Below are 15,842 nucleotides of genomic sequence, written 5' to 3'. Positions count from 1 at the left end.
GTCGAATGCACAGACCGGCACGGAATCTCACCACTAAGACACAAAGGCACAAAGTCCGAGTCGGATTCTGGACTATTAGTGTCTTGGTGTCTTTGTGGTTGATTCCCGGACCGACCCTGGCGCAGCCTGCGCCTGACTCTGCTGCGGCGCGGGACACGACCGTCCGTGATACCGTTGCTCGCGATACCACGCCTACATACCGCATTGTTGCCGGCGGGCCGGTGTCAGTGAGCGCGAAGCTTCTGCCCCGACCCAAGCGGGACCTGACCGTCGGGGACCGGTTCAAGCTGGAGCTGACAGTCCGGCACTACCGCAACACCAAGGTCGGCGAGCCGTTCAGCTCGAACCTGGACCCGTTCATGATTCTCGACCGGAAGAGCATCACCCGGTACGTGGGCGACACGATTGTCGATGTCCACACGCTGACGATGGCGGCGTTCGCGACCGGCGAGCCCAAGATGCCGCCGTTCATCGTGCCTTACCCGGCAGAGGGCGAAGTCGTCGCCGCTGCCTCGGATTCGATACCGGTCAAGGTCGCAAGCGTGATGCCCAAGGACATGAAGGACATCAACGACCTGAAGCCGCAGGTGCAGTTCCCGAACTTCCTGCCGATATGGATTATCCTGGGGATACTAGCGGCGGCCGGTCTGGGCTACGTGGGTTGGCGTCTTTACCAGCGCTACCGCCGGATAAAGCTGTACGGCACGCCGCTACCCGACCCTTGGGTTGAGGCGCTGGCCGCGCTCGACAAGGTGCCGGCCGACGACTGGCTTGCGTCAGGTCACTTCAAGCGCTACTACTATACGGTTTCGGAAGTGTTGAAGCGCTACCTGACCCGCCGGTTCGGATTCCCGGCCCTCGACCAGACGACCACCGAGATTCTGCGGGCGATGAAGGCAGCGAAAACACCGGAGCGCGAGGGCTTCGGCGACTTCTTCCAGCGAGCGGACATGGTGAAGTACGCCAAGTTCGTGCCGCCCGCCACGGAGGCAGCGGAGGTCATCGCCACGGCGCGCGAGCTGGTCAAAGTCACCACTCCGAAGCCCGAGCCCAGTCAGACAAGTCCGACGGGTCAGACCAGTCAGAACGTCAAGCCATGAGATTCGCCCATCCCTGGTTCTTCCTGCTCCTGCTGCTGGTGCCGGCCTACGTTTGGTGGCAACTGATCAAGCGCCGCGCCGCAGTGGTGTTCAGCGACATCGGATTCCTGCGCAGCTCAACGCCGCGCGGCAGTTACGGGCGAATCATCGTCCACACGTTCTACTCGCTTGCGCTGGTAACTATGACAATCGCTCTGGCTCGGCCGCAGCGTGGCCGCCAGTTCCAGGAGGTCGAAACGCGTGGCATCGATATCATGCTTTGCCTCGACATCTCGGGCTCGATGCAGGCCGAGGACTTTTCGCCCCAGAATCGTCTGGCCGTGGCCAAGCAGCGCGCGAAGGAGTTCATCGAGAAGCGCAATGGCGACCGCATCGGCCTTGTCATCTTCTCCGCGACCAGCCTGACCCAGTGCCCGTTGACCAACGACCACCAGATAGTCGAGAACCTTATTGACCGCGTTGACTTCGGGATGCTCGAAGACGGCACAGCCATCGGTCTCGGGCTTGCCAGCGCCGTGGCGCGGCTCAAGGACTCGAAGGCCAAGGACCGCGTGATTATCCTGCTGACCGACGGCGTCAACAACACGGGCGACATCGACCCGATTACCGCGGCCCAAACCGCGGCCAGTTTTGGTATCAAGGTCTACACCATCGGCGTCGGCAGCAAGGGGCTCGTGCCATACCCGGTGAATGACCCGATGTTTGGCCGCCGCTACGTGCAGGTGCAGATTGACCTTGATACTCAGACCCTACAGCAGATAGCTGACATGACCGGAGGCAAGAGCTTCCTTGCCTCGGATGCCCAGGCGCTCGGGCAGATATACGACGCGATCGACCGGATGGAGCCGACCACATTCAAGGTCAAGCAGTACACCGTGTACAATGAACTCGCGGGCCTCTGGCTGCTGCTCTCCGTCCTTGCCCTTGGTGCAGGAGCCGCGCTGGCGATGACCGTATTCCGGAGGCTGCCATGAGCGGAACCGGAGAAATCAGAATTCAGAAGTCAGAGACCAGAATGCAGAATTCGGGCTCCGGACTTTCTGACTTCTGGTTTCTGCATTCTGACTTCTGCATTATCCGGGGGTGCCTGTGATTAAGTGGGGCGAGCCCATCTACCTCTGGTTCCTGCTCGCGGTCCCGCTGGGGATTTCATTGCTCATCTTCCGCGGGGTGAACCGGCGGCGGGTCCTGTCGCGGGCGATTGACGCAGAACTGGTCGACCGGCTGACGCCGTCCCTGTCCCCGGGCCTGGCCACGCTCAAACAGTTGCTCCTGCTCGCCGCGCTTGCGTTCCTGTTGCTGGCCGCGGCCCGACCCAAGTGGGGAGAGAAGCTGCAGATGTACCAGGGCATGGGCATTGACGTCGTGATTGCTCTGGACGGTTCGCAGTCCATGCTGGCCCAGGACGTGAAGCCTTCACGGCTGGTCCGGGCTAAGACCGAACTCGAATCCTTTATCGATGGCCTGACCGGCAACGCCATCGGCGTGGTCGGATTCGCCGGGGACGCCTACGTCATGTGCCCGCTGACTACGGACGCGGATGCGGCCAAGCTCTTCCTCGACATCATCGGCCCGGACATGATGCCCGTGCCCGGTACCGATTTCGGCAAGGCGATCGACGCTTCGCTCTCGCTCCTGAACCCGAAAGAGAATAACTACAAGGCGCTGGTGCTGGTGACCGACGGCGAGGACCTTGGCAAGAACACGGCACAGGCAATCCAAAGGGCGGCCGAGCAGCATGTGCGGATATTCCCCGTTGCCTTCGCCACCGCCGAGGGCTCGCCGATTCCCGACTACGATGCGCAGGGCAATCTCACCGCGTACAAGAAGGACAAGAACGGGCAGGTCGTGATGTCGCGGATGAACGAGCGCGAGCTCATCGTGATGGCGCAGGCGACCGGCGGCCGGTTCCTGCGGGTTGAAGGGTTCTCGAGCGACCGACTCCTTGCCGAACTCGACCAGATGCGTAAGAAAGATATCGGCGGCGGCCAGTTCACCGACTACGTTGAGCGTTACCAGTTGTTCCTCATGGTGGCGTTCGTCCTCTTCATCGCGGGGCTCGGGCTGAGTAACCGTAGAGGAGCGTGGGCGCAGGTCAAATGGCTACGCGCAAAGGGCAAGGTGCAAGATGCAAAAGGCAAGATGCAAGATGAAGAAGCAGCATAGGCTTCGGTTCTTAGTCCTTTGTACTTTGTCCTTTGTCCTTGCCGCGCACGCGGCTGATGTCGGTGGCCTCATGCGGCAGGGAAACGGTCTGTACAACCGCGGCAAATACGACGAGGCGCTTTCTCATTATCAGATGGCCGAGGTGCTGGTGCCGGACGCGACCGCCATTCACTTCAACCTGGGCAACGCCCTCTTCCGGCTCGGCCGTTATCAGGATGCTGCACGCGAGCTTGAGCTGGTGATGATCGACAAGAAACCTGAACGCCGGGCAAATGCGATGTATAATACCGGCAACGTGGCATTCAAAGCAGGTCAGCTCGACCCGGCAATCAAGGCGTACGCCGGCGCCCTTGCCATCAACCCGAACGACAGGCAGGCAAAACAGAACCTCGAGTTCTGCCTGAAGAAGAAGCAGGAACAGCAGAACAAGCCGGATAGCTCCCAACAGAAGCAGCAGAATCAGCAGCAACAGCAGAACCAACAACAGCAACAGCAACAACAGCAGAACCAGCAACAACAGCAGCCGAAGCAAGGCATGGACCGGAATCAGGCCGAACGCATCGTCCAGGCAGTCGAGAACAAGGAAAAGGACCAGCAGAAGAAGCAGCACCAGGCCGGCGGCAAGAAGCAGGTGGAGCAGGATTGGTGAGTCGCTGGTTCTCGGTCGGATCCGTCCTATTGGTCCTATCGGTCCTATTGTCGGCGACAGTTGCCGCAGAACTTAACTTCTCCGCTGAAGCTGACCGGACCACGGTCGGCCTGGGCGAGCAGTTCCAGCTTACGGTAACGGTTGAGGGCACGAACATCGGCGCACCGCGTCCGGAGGTCCCTGCGCTTGATGACTTCGACCAACTCGGCAGCACGTCGTCCCAGTCCACCAACATCTCGTTCGTGAACGGACGAATGAGCCAGCAGAACAGCATCAGCTTCATCTACTTTTTGTCCCCGAAGCGGGTCGGCAGCCTCACCATCCCGCCTTTCAAACTTTCCCTCAAAGGAACGACCTACCAGACGCAGCCCATCTCAATAACGGTCACAAAAGAGAGTCAGGCCCCGCCCCCAGGCCAGCAGCAGCAACAGCAATCGCCCTTCGGTTTTCCCGGCAGCCCCGAACCCAGCAGTTCGGGCCGTGGCGGCGTCCACCTGACGGCATCCACTGACCGGACCACGGTCTATCAGGGCGAGCAGGTGACGGTCACCTTTGTCCTCTACACGCAGGCCCAGATCGGTGACCTCGGTGTCAAGGCGATGCCCGGTTTCACCGGCACTTGGACCGAGCCGCTCTTTGACGCCAAGGAACTCAACTGGCGTACCGCGACCTACAACGGTCAGCGCTACAACGCCGCGACGCTGAAGCAGGTCGCGCTTTTCCCCACGCAGTCCGGCGAGGTGAAGGTCGACAAGATGACGGTCAGCGGCCAGGTAGTCGTCGGCGGGTTCATCTTCCAGTCGGCCGAGCCGTTCGAGGCGTCGTCCGACCCGATTACGATAAACGTCAAGCCGCTACCCGAGGCGGGCAAGCCGCAGGGTTTCAGCGGCGGGGTAGGTGACTTCAAGGTCGCCGCCTCTTTGAGCGGTGACAGTTCGGTCGGCGGCGAGCCCATCACACTGGCCGTCAAGGTTACCGGCACCGGCAACATCGGGCTGGTGGGCGAGCCGCAACTCGCAGCCATTCCCGGCGTCAAGGTGCTGAGTCCGGAGACGAAGCAGAACACGAGCACACAGGACGGACGGATTGCCGGCGAACGTATCTTCAACTACCCGCTGATTCCGACCGCGGACGGCAAGTTTGTGATTCCCGAGATTGAGATGGGCTTCTTCAACCCGAAGACCGGCAGCTACTACACCCAGACGACGCCGCGCCTTGAGTTCGTGGCGACCGGCGCCACCGGCAAGACGCCGCTCGCGGAAACCGAGACCGGCGTCAAGACACTGGGCACCGATATCCTGCACATCAAGCCCGGTCTCGGTCCGGTCTCGCCAATCGCCAATCGCCATTCGCCATTGGCCAATCTCGGGTGGTTCTTCTACCCGGCCGGTATTGTCGTGTTCGGCGTCGGCGTCATGATGGGCCGGCATCGCCGTCGTCTCGAACAGGACCGCGGCTACGCGCGGCGCAGTCGCTCCAGCCGGCTGGTGAAGAAGGGCTTGGCCGAGGCGACCAGGCTCCTCGCACAGGGGAACGAGCGGGAGTTCCACGCTGCGCTGAACCGGGCAGTGGTGCGCTACGTCGGCGACCGGTTCAACCTCGAAACATCCGGCATGACCGGTGACCAGATTCAGGCAGAGCTGTCCAGTCGCAACATCAACGCGGACACGGTTTCGAGCCTGCTCGACCTGATCGCCTCGTGCGACGCGGCCCGGTTCTCGCCCGGCATGACGCGGTGCACGCCGCAGGAGACGCTGGAAAAGGCGAGAACGGTTTTGGAGAGGCTGTGAGAAGGAAAGTGGTCCAGTGGTCCAGTGGTCTAGTGGTCAAGTGGCTCGGCATCTTGACCTTTGCAGCTTGCAGCTTGCAGTTTGCAGTGGCATCGGCCTCCCCGGCGGACTTGTTCAGCCGAGGGAACGCGGCCTACGAGGTGGGCAACTACCAGCAGGCGGTCACGCTATACGACAGCGCGGCCGCGCGGATGACCAGCGCGGAACTGCTGTACAATCGAGGCGACGCCCATTTCAAACTCGGGGAAATCGGCCGGGCCATCGCTGACTACAACCGGGCGTACGTACTCAAACCGCATGACAAGGACATCGGCTACAACCTTGCTTTCGCGCGGCAGTACCGTCCCGACAAGTCTCTCACCATCGACAACCCGCTCATGAGGATGTTCACGGCCTTGCTGTGCGTACCCGACGCGGCGTCGGCGCGGGTGCTCGCTGGCCTTCTCTTCTTCCTGGCGTTGGCCGCGCTGGCCTTGCTCCTGATTCGCGGCCAGCGTCTGTTCGGCTGGATTGCCATCGGGCTCGGCGTCGTCTTTCTCTACTGCTTCATCTCCGCAATAAGCTGGGGTGAGGTCACCAACCCGGCGCATGCGGTCGTAGTTCAACCTGAGCTGACTTTGCGCAGCGGCCCGGGCCCGGACTACAAAGAGATTGCGGTCGTCCACGACGGGCTTGAGGTGATGGTACGCGAGCGGCGACCGGACTACGTCCTCATCCAGATTCCGGGTGGCGACGGCGGCTGGGTGGAATCGAACTCAGTCGAGCAGATCTTCGCCCGCTAGCCGAGGCCTCTGAGGCCAGGCTCGGAACGGACCGGAGATGAACCGCAGATTACGCAGATTGCACAGATGGTCCGGAATCGGAGCGGACCGGAGACTAGCCACAGGCCAGCACTGATGAACACCGATCCCAAGTCGCTATTCGCCGATCGCCAATCGCTACGACAGCGCCGAGTGGACTTTCTTGAGCAGCTCCGGGATGGGCAGTTGTTGCGGGCACTTGGATACGCACTTGCCGCATTCCTTGCAGGCAGAAGCGCGGTTCGCGGCATCCATCCAAGTTCGGTAGACGAGCTTCACCTGGTCTGAGCCTGGGAACATGGTCCAGTCGTTGTAGAGCGCGAAGTTGCGCGGTATGGCAACGCCCGACGGGCAAGGCATGCAGTACTCGCAACCCGTACAAGGGATGCCCCGCAGCTTCCGGTAGGCACGCTGGACCCGGGACACCAGTGCGAGTTCGTCCTTCGACATCGCCCCGACGCGGCTGCGGCTCGCGTAGCGGACGTTATCCTTCACCTGTTGCATCGTGCTCATCCCGGATAGAACCATCGACACTTCAGGCTGGCGCCAGAGCCAGCGCAGCGCCCACTCGGCCGGCGTGCGTTTGACTGGAGAGGAGTCCCAGAGCGCCTTGATGCTCGGCGCAACACGCCCGGCAAGGTCGCCACCGCGCAGCGGCTCCATGATAATGACACCGAGCCCCTTCTTTGCAGCGTAGTGCAGTCCTGCCGTGCCGGCCTGGTAGCGAGTGTCAACGAAGTTGTATTGAATCTGGCACGTGGTCCAGTTGTAGGCGTCCACTATCGGCTTGAACGCGGCCGGGCCGTCGTGGAACGAGAACCCGGTGTGCCGGACACGGCCCTCGCGCATGGCTGACTCCAGAAAGTCGAACACGCCCAGTTGGCGCACGCGCTCGAATGACTTGGCGTTGAGCGCGTGCAGGAAGTAGAAGTCGAGGTAGTCGGTGCGGAGCCGGCGCAACTGGGTCGAGAGCAGCCGCCTGAAGTCGGCGGGTTTCTTTGCCAGCCAGACGGGCATCTTGGTTGTGACCATCACCTTGTCTCGCGGCAGTCCGGCGAGCGCCTTGCCGAGCACCGGTTCGCTCCAGCCCATGTGATAGCCCCAAGCCGAATCGAAGTAGTTCACTCCGTGCTCGAAGGCGTAGTGCATCATCCGCACGGCTTCGTCCGCGTCAACGCCGCAGCGGCGCTTCGAGTTCTTCCGGCCGGGGAGCATGGGCAGGCGCATGCAGCCGAAACCGAGTGCCGGCACTTTGATGCCGCTTGCGCCGAGAGTGCGGTACTTCATAAGACACGAATTCTAACAGCCGCGAACGACTCCTGCAACTTCCATCTGTCCTTGCGAGAATCGAAACAGGAGCTAACCACAAAGGCACAAAGACACAAAGAGAGTCTTCTGTGTCTCGGCTTGACTGTTGCTGAATCCAGGCATATCCTCAAGACCATGGCAGACAAGGAGCGATAATGGAAATACTCAAAATTGCTGTCCCGGCGGCAACCGGCCTGCTGGGCGTAGTGAAACTGTTCGGCCAGCGCAACGCGGTGATGCGTTTCGTGACCACCGCACTCATCATCATCGGCGGCGCCGGCTCGGTCGTGCTCGTCCAGGAAAGCGGCAAGGTGGAGGAACGCCGGGCTATCGCGGCCGAGCAGGCCCAGCAGCGGGCCGAGGCAAAGCTCGATAAGATGACCGATGCCCTGCTCAACATTCAACAGGACCTCGCTGGGCTCCAGGTCGCACTCGCCAAGTCCCCAGGTGGCTCTACGGGTACGGCTGGAGAAGCGCTCAAGGCTACCCTCCAGAAGGTCAGCGATGCAAGACAGATTGTCCGGCTGCCCGAAGGCAAGATTGTTCCGAAGGTCACGCCGATTGTGCCCATACAGCCTGTGAAGAAGCAAACGCAGAGCGTGCCGATTCAGGCCCCAGCCACACCGGGACCCAAGACGGGCGCAACCGGCCAGTAGCTTGCTCAAATCCCTGCTGCTCGCGTTCGCACTCATCGCCGTTTCCCTCGCTCAACCCGACACGGCGTGGCTGTTCACATATCCGGCCAGCGAGTTTGGAGAGTCCCAACCGTTGGCCGCCTTTTTCGACGATACGGGCAACGTCTACGTCGCAGGATGGTCGCAGAAGAAACCAGAACGTCCCGACCTGCTCCTGCTCAAGATTGACTCACTCGGCCATCTGGTCTGGGAGAGGACGTACGATGGTGTCACTGCGGTCGGGGCGGCGAGAGACAAGTCCGGGAATATCTATGTCACCGGCTTCTCGGACGATACCTCCGATGGTTGGCTCCACACGCTGAAATACACGCCGAGTGGTGATTTGGAATGGGCTAAGAGCTATGGTGAACCGCCGCCTCAGTATCAGTACAGTTATGTCGGATCGATAGTCCTCGATGACAGCCAGAACGTCCACGTATGTGATAAGTCTGACTCGGCGTCCTGCACGGTTGTGCGGATCATCAAGTACCGGCCGGACGGCGTGCTAGCGAACGTAATGAGTTACACGCCCGGCAAGACCACGTCCCTGTCGTGGGGCGGCAGGTTCCACATTCTCAACGACGGGGGAGCATACCTTGCCATGACCATCGCGTCCCGCCCCGAAGGCTGGCCTCCCCACCTGCTGGTAGTAAGACTTTCTAGTCAAGGCCAAGTGCTTTGGCAGAAAACCTACAGAGAAGGGGACAGCACGTGGGACGACATAGAGTGGAGCCAGGTTGACGAGAACGCCAACATCTACACTACGGGGCACGCCAACACACACGACGGGCCTGAGAGATTCAGTACTATGAAGATGGATTCGTCCGGCAAGGTGATGTGGACAAGGGAGTATCCGCACTCCAAGAACAATGAGGGAGGTGACGGGTTCCTCTTGCTTCACAAGGGGAGTGTCTATGTCGCCAGCGGCAGGGACACGATCACGCTGGTGAAATACGACTCCCTGGGCAATCAGCTCTGGCTCAGCAAATACGGGAACGGCGACTTCGAGCTTGGGTACGGACAAGGATATGATGAGGATCATCCGGGTTTCTGCCCCATGAGTGTTGACGATTCAGGAAATATCTACATCACAGGGGACGGCCTTGACGAGTACAGAACCGGGAAAGGCACCGCTGTCGACAGCCTCTTCGCCTTTCTCGTGAAGTACGACCCTCAAGGAAGACCTGTTTGGGAGAGGAGGCGGCCCTGGACGAACAAGGGTCCTGATGGACTGTTCGATTTGGATTGGACCGGAGCGATAGTTGGTCTCGACAAGAAGGGCGCCACGTATGACATCGGGGTCAGCCGCGTCTCATCACGCGTGCGCGGCATCTACGTCCTGAAGTACCGGACGAGGTGAAGAAGGTGCCTGGAATTGTACCGGTTTCCTGCCGCGCGGGCGGATTTCTGGGTCACACAAAGCCCAAAAGAACTGACGGTTTAGTGACTCTCTCTGACCGAGCATAACTTCATCACGCTCGGTCGGTTAAGCCCTATCGTGTTGCGGAAAGTCCGCATATAGGGGTCGCCTGCGGGCTAGCTCTCGAAGGAGCGTTCGAAGAAGCCATGAAACAAGCCTTGAAATGAGCTTTGAGTTGAGCTTTCAGAGGAGCTTTGACGCGAGCTTTCGAAGGAGCTTTGAAGTAAGCAATCTAACAAGCGATGCGCTGAGCTTTGAGACGAGCAATGCTTGATGCGATGTGACGAGGTTTGAGCTGAGCGATGGAAGACGCCATGAAGTAAGCTTTCGAGTATGCATTCTGCGATGCTCTCCGGCGAGCTTCGAACCGAACTTCCCGACGAGCTTTGGCGGGTGCTTTGTGAGGCCCAACTGCGCGTGAGACGCGAGACCCGAAGCGCTACGGGCCGCGCGATTCCGAAGCCAGGGGTGCAGACGTTCCTTCGGAATGCCGGCTACCGGCCGCATTTGGGTCGACCTTGGTCTCGGCCTGGCTTTGGCATGGCCTGACTTCGCAAGGCGGGTCAAAGCACCCGCATTGGAATTGCGCGGCTCTAGGCCATCCTGAACTCGGCAGTGGCAGTCACACTGAAGCCGTAACTGAACGCCGCACCTAACTCACGGCTGAGCGCGCAAGTCAGGCTGGCGCTGGTTGCGCGACTCGCCGCGGAACTCAATTCCAAGCTGACTGCGGCGTTGAGGTCCAGAGTCTAGGCGAAGTTGGTCGCAGTCTTGATTGCGCCGTTGAGGGCTGCGCTGAGTTCGGCGCTCTGCCCGGAGCTGAAACGCGCGCTAAGTCCTTGATTGACGGCTACATTGAAAACCGCATCGTGTGCGGCTTTGAATACCGAAGTCACCCCCGGATTGACCCCCTCGATGCCGGTTCAAGTCCCGACTGCACCGCGCTGTGAAGTTCCATGTTGCGTTTTGCCTCTCAGGTTTCACTAATACTAGTGAGGGCCACATGGAGTAAGGACTAATGCCCAAGTCCCAATGACCAAGACGGCCTTGAAGGTTCGAGATGTCAGTAACCAGGCCTGACGGCCTGAAAGGAGACCCACTATGTCCGACGTAACACGGAGACTCTCGCGCTGGAAGGCGAAGTACTCGCCCGAGATTGCAGCGCAAACAACTGCCCGCATCTATGACGAAATGAGCGAACGCTACCAGGCTTCGTTGATTGCCCTGTGCGCCATGGAGACGGACACGAAGCAGGTGCTATCCGCAAGCGGCATCGACACGATGTTCATTGTCTTCTACCTCGACTACGCCCGGCAGTTGTTCCGGCTTTCACACGGCCGGACCATCTCCGGCCCGACGTTGGCGAAGGAAGCGCAGGTGCTACTGGAGAAGTGGCAGCGTCGCGGTCTCGACCCGAACGTGCTCGCTGCTATACGTTTCCAGGTCTTCAGTGTACCGGCGCCCGAGCCGTAGCGGCACGCGCGAGTCCGAAGTCGTACCGTCGTAGCGGTTGGGGCGCGCAAACGCAGGCAGCCCGCGAAGTGCGTCGCCCCACCGCCGACGTTGGACAGGTGGCACTTCGCCATCGGACGCGGGGCCAGTCAGGCGATTGTGTCGCCGACCATTCACGTCACTTCGTTCCCTTACGAGGGTCGTGGAGCGATCCAGCCGTACACAACACCATCGTCGCGTCAGCCCGTCCGCTTCCAGCGGCCGCTTTCATCACGGTGGGATGATAGGCGAAGAGATGTGGTGCGTCAAGAAGGAATCCCGCAAGTGGACGCGACCGACCGGAACCAAGTCACCGTTCGCAGTTCCCGGTCAATGACCAGACAACGACAACCGCGCGAAACAGCATGGAAGCGGTCGGGGATCAACCTCTTGCCCACATGAGTATTCCTCAATGCGTGTCCGCAGCGGTCTCTTTCCTGCGTTTCACACACGGACTGGCCCGATGCCAGTTAGGACGGTTCACGTCGCCTTGGCGTCTTCCATCCACATGGGGTTGGGTATCTCGAAGCGCAGCGGGCACGAGACCAGGTCGGAGAGCTTACATATGGTTTGCCTGCTGGCCGGCAGGCGCGGTCGTGGCGGCAGCCCGAGGAGGAGAAGGGTGTCCGCCCGAGGTCACGGATCGCCGCGGCTCACAGCCGGCGGATCTTGTAGGCACGCTCAGATTGGGCAGTTGCGTGAACCTGGACGACATGGCCGACCGACATTCGAGTGACCTTTGAGCAGTTCCGGCACCTTTCCGTGCAGCGGCCCTCTCTCGCCAGCCGCATGTCATCAGCTAAGTGCAGATAGTGGCATGGGTAAGGCAACACTTGAACGCTTGACATGAGGCGGCGAGCCGGTAGAATCGGCAATCGTGAAACCCTGCAACGCCGCCGAGCGTGCGGACGAGTATGGAGAACGAAGGTCAACAGGCTGGGTTCGGTCACTGTTCGTGCCGAGAACCTGGAAGCGCACCCTGTTCTACGTCATCACCGATGCGCTCGTGGTCGTCTGCGCGAGCGTGTTGACCCATCTGGCCGTCATCCGCCACGTTGGATCTGGTGTTGCCTATTACGAGCACGGCGTGGCGCCATTCACGGCCGCTGCAATAGCTTGCCAGGCAGTTCTGGGGTTTCTCTTCTCAAGCTACCGACTGAGGTGGTCTACTTTCTCGCTGGTTGACGTGCCGCGGATCATGTTGCCCAGCATCGGCACCGCGTCTCTGCTTGGTGGCCTTTCTGCTGCGCGAGTTTTCGGCAGCCTGTCTCCGTGGCCGGCCGTCACGTGGGGACTGCTGAGTATCTGCGGAGTCGTCGCCGTCCGCGCCAGCCGGCGTTTCTATGCCGAGGTGATTCGTCCGAAGTCCGGCAAGCGGGCGCTGCTGGTGATGTGCTCGCACAAGGGCTATTTCCTGCTTGATACGCTGCGGAGAACCCCGAGTTTCAACTATCGGGTCGTCGGTTTCATCGACCCCGAACCGAACAATCGGAACACAGTCAGCCAGGGCCTTCCGGTCCTCGGGACGTACGATGACATAGAGAACGTCGTGGCCCGGCATCGAATCGACACGGTGTTCGTCTTTCTCAGTTCCGACCCGACATTCGCAATCGGTGAATTCTATCAGCGGCTCAACGACCTCGGTCTGGAGGTGCGGTTGGTTCCGTCCATGGCGGATTTGATCGATGACCGAGCGGACATCGGAGCCCTGGAACGTCAGACCATCCACGAACTGACCGGTCAGCAGCCGGTTAGGGTCAACCCGCGCGAGATGCAGCACGTCTTCGGCGGGAAACGCATCATGGTTACGGGCGCGGGCGGTTCGATCGGGTCCGAACTCTGCCGCCAGCTTGCCCGTTTCGACCCGGCAATACTGGTCCTCTTTGAACGGGACGACTCAAATCTGTTCTACGTCGAACGAGACCTGCGCACGTCCTACCCAAAAACCCATGTGATGCCGTTCCTCGGCGATATCACCCGCGAATCGGACGTCGCCCGCATCTTCGGGCAGACCCGGCCGGACATCGTGTTCCACGCAGCCGCCTACAAGCACGTTCCAATCCTCGAGTTCCATCCGGCCGAAGCTATACGCGTCAACGTACACGGCAGCCACCTCGTGGCCCGCGCCGCCATTGACCACGGCGCCGAGAGCTTCGTTTACATTTCAACCGACAAGGCGGTGAACCCGAGCAGCGTGATGGGCGCGAGCAAGCGGATCGGGGAGAGGGTTGTGACGGCCATGAACGACTCCGGCGGAGTCCGATTCCTGGCGGTGCGGTTCGGGAACGTGCTCGACAGCCGGGGCAGTGTCACGACCATCTTCCGTGACGCCATCATGCGCCGCGAGCCGGTCACGGTCACTGACCCGGAGATGAAGCGCTACGTGATGCTCACAAGTGAAGCAGTCCTGCTGGTAATGCAGGCAGTGGCGATCGGCCGCGGCGGGGAAGTATTCGTCCTCGACATGGGCAAACCGATCAGAATAAAGGACTTGGCTGAGACGATGATCCGCCATGCAGGGCTGCGGCCAAATGTCGACGTACCAATTGTCTACACCGGCCGGCGTCCGGGCGAGAAGCTGCTCGAAGAGCTGCTGACCGCCGAGGAGGGCACGACCGCGACCGTGAATCGGCGAATCTATCGGGCCCGCATTTCGAGACCATCCGGCTATCCGGAAGTGCTCGACGATTTGCGACGGCTGGACCAGGTTGTCAAGAGCGGGGACGCGGAGCGGATCCGTGCCGAGATCGCCAAGCAAGTCAGCAGCTATTGCCCGGACACGGGCTATAAGAATGGCCGGCCAACTGCCTCGGGTGTGGCGGAGTATCCGCCCACTGCTCAGAGGGTGTCTGGCGCTGAGCGAAGCGGTGCGAAACCGACCGATCCCTCGGCGCAGCCGCAGAGCACGCCGACAGGAGATCCCGGTGCCGGGAGGCTGGCGCCACGCCCCGAAATTGCAGAGTCGACTGCGACGCACTCCGCGCCAGGTGTCGTTGCGGTCATGTCCCGGTATTCCCGGGAGAACACGAGTTCCATTGACATAAGGGAGGAATCATGAGTACCAAGAATCTGCCGGGCCTGGTCGTACTCGCGCTGCTGGTGCTCGCCGGCTCGGCTCCGGCCCGGTTCAACAGCCCGACGCTTCTGTATGAGACGCCGACTGCCGACGTACTGCCGGCGCGTACGTTTGCGGTTTCAGCTGATTTGACGGGTCCGCTCCTGAAGACAGACATGAACGCAAACTACCCGGAAGTCGACGCCAACGTGCGATTCTCGCCGGTCAGACATCTGGACTTTGCGTTGACTGCCTACACGTTCGCGGACTACGTCCTTGACGCAAAGTACCAGATCATCGGTGGTGATCCCAACCGATTCGGCCTGGCACTCGGTGTCCTTGACGTAGGGCTTCACGGCGATATCTCGCCTATCGGCCACGACACCGCGAATGCCTGGCCTGACTGGAAATATAATCGGGCCCTCCCTCAGTACGATCGCCAGCCCGAGAACTTCTCGGCGTACGCCGTGACGAGTATCCCGGTATCGAGCATACTCCGGATACACGTCGGTCTCGGCCGCGGGCGCTTCGTCGGGTACTCCGAGCGCAGCAAGTACTTCAACACCGGCGTCTTCTCCAGCAAGGGCCACAGCTGGGACTTCGCCCTGTTCGGAGGTGGAGAAGTGTGGGTCAGCCCCAAGGTCGCGCTGGTGCTCGAAGGGTCAAGCCGCGACCTGAACTCCGGAGTCAAGGCCAAGTTCGGCCCGGTCTGCGCGAATATTGCGTGGAACAAGATGGAAGGTCTGCTCTTCGGCCAGGACGAAGGCCGGTTCGGACGCTTCGAGCTCGGCGCAACGTACGAGTTCAGCCCATGGGCGCAACCGAAGGCGCCAACACCGCCGACACGGCCGCAACCGCTTCCGCCGACTCCGCCGCCTGAGACTCTGCCGCCGATCGCACCGGTCATCAGGCTATATCCCATCTGGTTCATGTGGGACAAGTCGGACATCACGGAGGTGGCCGCCGCCACTCTGCGGAGGAACGCTGACGTAATCCTGTCGCACCCGAACATCAAGTCGGTGACGCTCCTGGGTTACGCGTCCGAAGAGGGCACGATTGAACATAACCGTCCCCTGTCGGAACGCAGGGCGAACGCCGCACTTGCGTATCTCAAATCGCTGGGTGTCCCGGCTGACAAGCTGAGCTCACGGGGCATGGGAGTGTCGACGGGCAGGCCGCTGCCGATGCACCGGTCGGTCTACTTCCAGCTTGAACTGGAGCAATAGGTAGAGCCAAGCGAAGCGTGTCCATCGGTCGTAGCTCGATGTCCGTGGTTGCAGGGTAATGGCTGCGGAATCGAGCTACGGCGGCAACTGGTGGCACGAGGGACGCAGCGCGTGACGTGGGGCAGAGTATGGAAAGGCCGACCGGGACAAGGGTCACTACATG

12 protein-coding genes are annotated in these 15,842 nt (G+C 60.9%); 11 read left to right on the top strand and 1 reads right to left on the bottom strand.

The window, feature by feature from the left end; genetic code table 11:
* Nucleotides 1-5: 5 nt before the first annotated feature.
* The 6 genes from VMH22_14190 to VMH22_14165 all read left to right on the top strand — a co-directional run bounded on the left by VMH22_14190 (nucleotide 6) and on the right by VMH22_14165 (nucleotide 6,487).
* The gene (locus tag VMH22_14190) at nucleotides 6-1,100 is read left to right on the top strand and encodes a hypothetical protein (GenBank protein ID HTW92837.1); all 1,095 of its coding nucleotides are present in this window, start codon (nucleotides 6-8) and stop codon (nucleotides 1,098-1,100) included.
* Nucleotides 1,097-2,074, top strand: a complete 978-nt coding sequence (locus tag VMH22_14185; GenBank protein HTW92836.1) for a VWA domain-containing protein — start codon at nucleotides 1,097-1,099, stop codon at nucleotides 2,072-2,074. The genes VMH22_14190 and VMH22_14185 overlap by 4 nt, the downstream gene beginning before the upstream one ends.
* A gap of 109 nt (nucleotides 2,075-2,183) precedes the next feature.
* Complete coding sequence (locus VMH22_14180; GenBank protein HTW92835.1) at nucleotides 2,184-3,266, top strand: VWA domain-containing protein; 1,083 nt, start codon at nucleotides 2,184-2,186, stop codon at nucleotides 3,264-3,266.
* Complete coding sequence (locus tag VMH22_14175) at nucleotides 3,250-3,915, top strand: tetratricopeptide repeat protein (GenBank protein ID HTW92834.1); 666 nt, start codon at nucleotides 3,250-3,252, stop codon at nucleotides 3,913-3,915. Before VMH22_14180 ends, VMH22_14175 begins: the two co-directional genes overlap by 17 nt.
* Nucleotides 3,912-5,705 carry a BatD family protein gene (locus VMH22_14170; protein ID HTW92833.1) on the top strand — a complete coding sequence of 598 codons (1,794 nt, stop codon included), beginning with the start codon at nucleotides 3,912-3,914 and terminating at the stop codon, nucleotides 5,703-5,705. Before VMH22_14175 ends, VMH22_14170 begins: the two co-directional genes overlap by 4 nt.
* Before the next feature lie 86 nt (nucleotides 5,706-5,791).
* Nucleotides 5,792-6,487, top strand: coding sequence for a tetratricopeptide repeat protein (locus tag VMH22_14165; GenBank protein HTW92832.1), 696 nt, complete (start codon nucleotides 5,792-5,794; stop codon nucleotides 6,485-6,487).
* Nucleotides 6,488-6,643: 156 nt separating this feature from the next.
* On the opposite strand, the gene VMH22_14160 is transcribed toward VMH22_14165, so the two are convergent.
* Nucleotides 6,644-7,792: an aldo/keto reductase gene (locus tag VMH22_14160; protein ID HTW92831.1), complete on the bottom strand. Its 1,149-nt coding sequence runs from the start codon at nucleotides 7,790-7,792 to the stop codon at nucleotides 6,644-6,646.
* Nucleotides 7,793-7,968: 176 nt separating this feature from the next.
* On the opposite strand from VMH22_14160, the gene VMH22_14155 reads away from it, so the two are divergent.
* The 5 genes from VMH22_14155 to VMH22_14135 all read left to right on the top strand — a co-directional run bounded on the left by VMH22_14155 (nucleotide 7,969) and on the right by VMH22_14135 (nucleotide 15,679).
* Nucleotides 7,969-8,469, top strand: coding sequence for a hypothetical protein (locus tag VMH22_14155; GenBank protein ID HTW92830.1), 501 nt, complete (start codon nucleotides 7,969-7,971; stop codon nucleotides 8,467-8,469).
* A 1-nt stretch (nucleotide 8,470) separates the two neighbouring features.
* A complete protein-coding gene (locus VMH22_14150; protein ID HTW92829.1) occupies nucleotides 8,471-9,847 on the top strand; it encodes a hypothetical protein in 1,377 nt (458 codons plus the stop codon).
* Between the two features lie 1,161 nt (nucleotides 9,848-11,008).
* Nucleotides 11,009-11,380 carry a hypothetical protein gene (locus VMH22_14145; protein HTW92828.1) on the top strand — a complete coding sequence of 124 codons (372 nt, stop codon included), beginning with the start codon at nucleotides 11,009-11,011 and terminating at the stop codon, nucleotides 11,378-11,380.
* Nucleotides 11,381-12,275: 895 nt separating this feature from the next.
* Complete coding sequence (locus VMH22_14140) at nucleotides 12,276-14,456, top strand: nucleoside-diphosphate sugar epimerase/dehydratase (protein HTW92827.1); 2,181 nt, start codon at nucleotides 12,276-12,278, stop codon at nucleotides 14,454-14,456.
* Nucleotides 14,453-15,679, top strand: a complete 1,227-nt coding sequence (locus tag VMH22_14135) for an OmpA family protein (protein HTW92826.1) — start codon at nucleotides 14,453-14,455, stop codon at nucleotides 15,677-15,679. The genes VMH22_14140 and VMH22_14135 overlap by 4 nt, the downstream gene beginning before the upstream one ends.
* The last annotated feature ends 163 nt before the right edge of the window (nucleotides 15,680-15,842 follow it).

Source organism: bacterium (assembly GCA_035505375.1).
Classification (GTDB): domain Bacteria; phylum Hydrothermota; class Tepidihabitantia; order Tepidihabitantales; family Tepidihabitantaceae; genus UBA2258.
This window is presented reverse-complemented; position numbering and strand designations above follow the sequence as displayed.

Excerpts from the sequence above, each read along its gene's own strand:
- VMH22_14190 (HTW92837.1), top strand. The coding sequence starts at position 6 with ATGCACAGACCGGCACGGAATCTCACCACTAAGACACAAAGGCACAAA.
- VMH22_14185 (HTW92836.1), top strand. The coding sequence starts at position 1,097 with ATGAGATTCGCCCATCCCTGGTTCTTCCTGCTCCTGCTGCTGGTGCCG.
- VMH22_14175 (HTW92834.1), top strand. The coding sequence starts at position 3,250 with ATGAAGAAGCAGCATAGGCTTCGGTTCTTAGTCCTTTGTACTTTGTCC.
- VMH22_14160 (HTW92831.1), bottom strand. The coding sequence starts at position 7,792 with ATGAAGTACCGCACTCTCGGCGCAAGCGGCATCAAAGTGCCGGCACTC.
- VMH22_14155 (HTW92830.1), top strand. The coding sequence starts at position 7,969 with ATGGAAATACTCAAAATTGCTGTCCCGGCGGCAACCGGCCTGCTGGGC.
- VMH22_14145 (HTW92828.1), top strand. The coding sequence starts at position 11,009 with ATGTCCGACGTAACACGGAGACTCTCGCGCTGGAAGGCGAAGTACTCG.
- VMH22_14135 (HTW92826.1), top strand. The coding sequence starts at position 14,453 with ATGAGTACCAAGAATCTGCCGGGCCTGGTCGTACTCGCGCTGCTGGTG.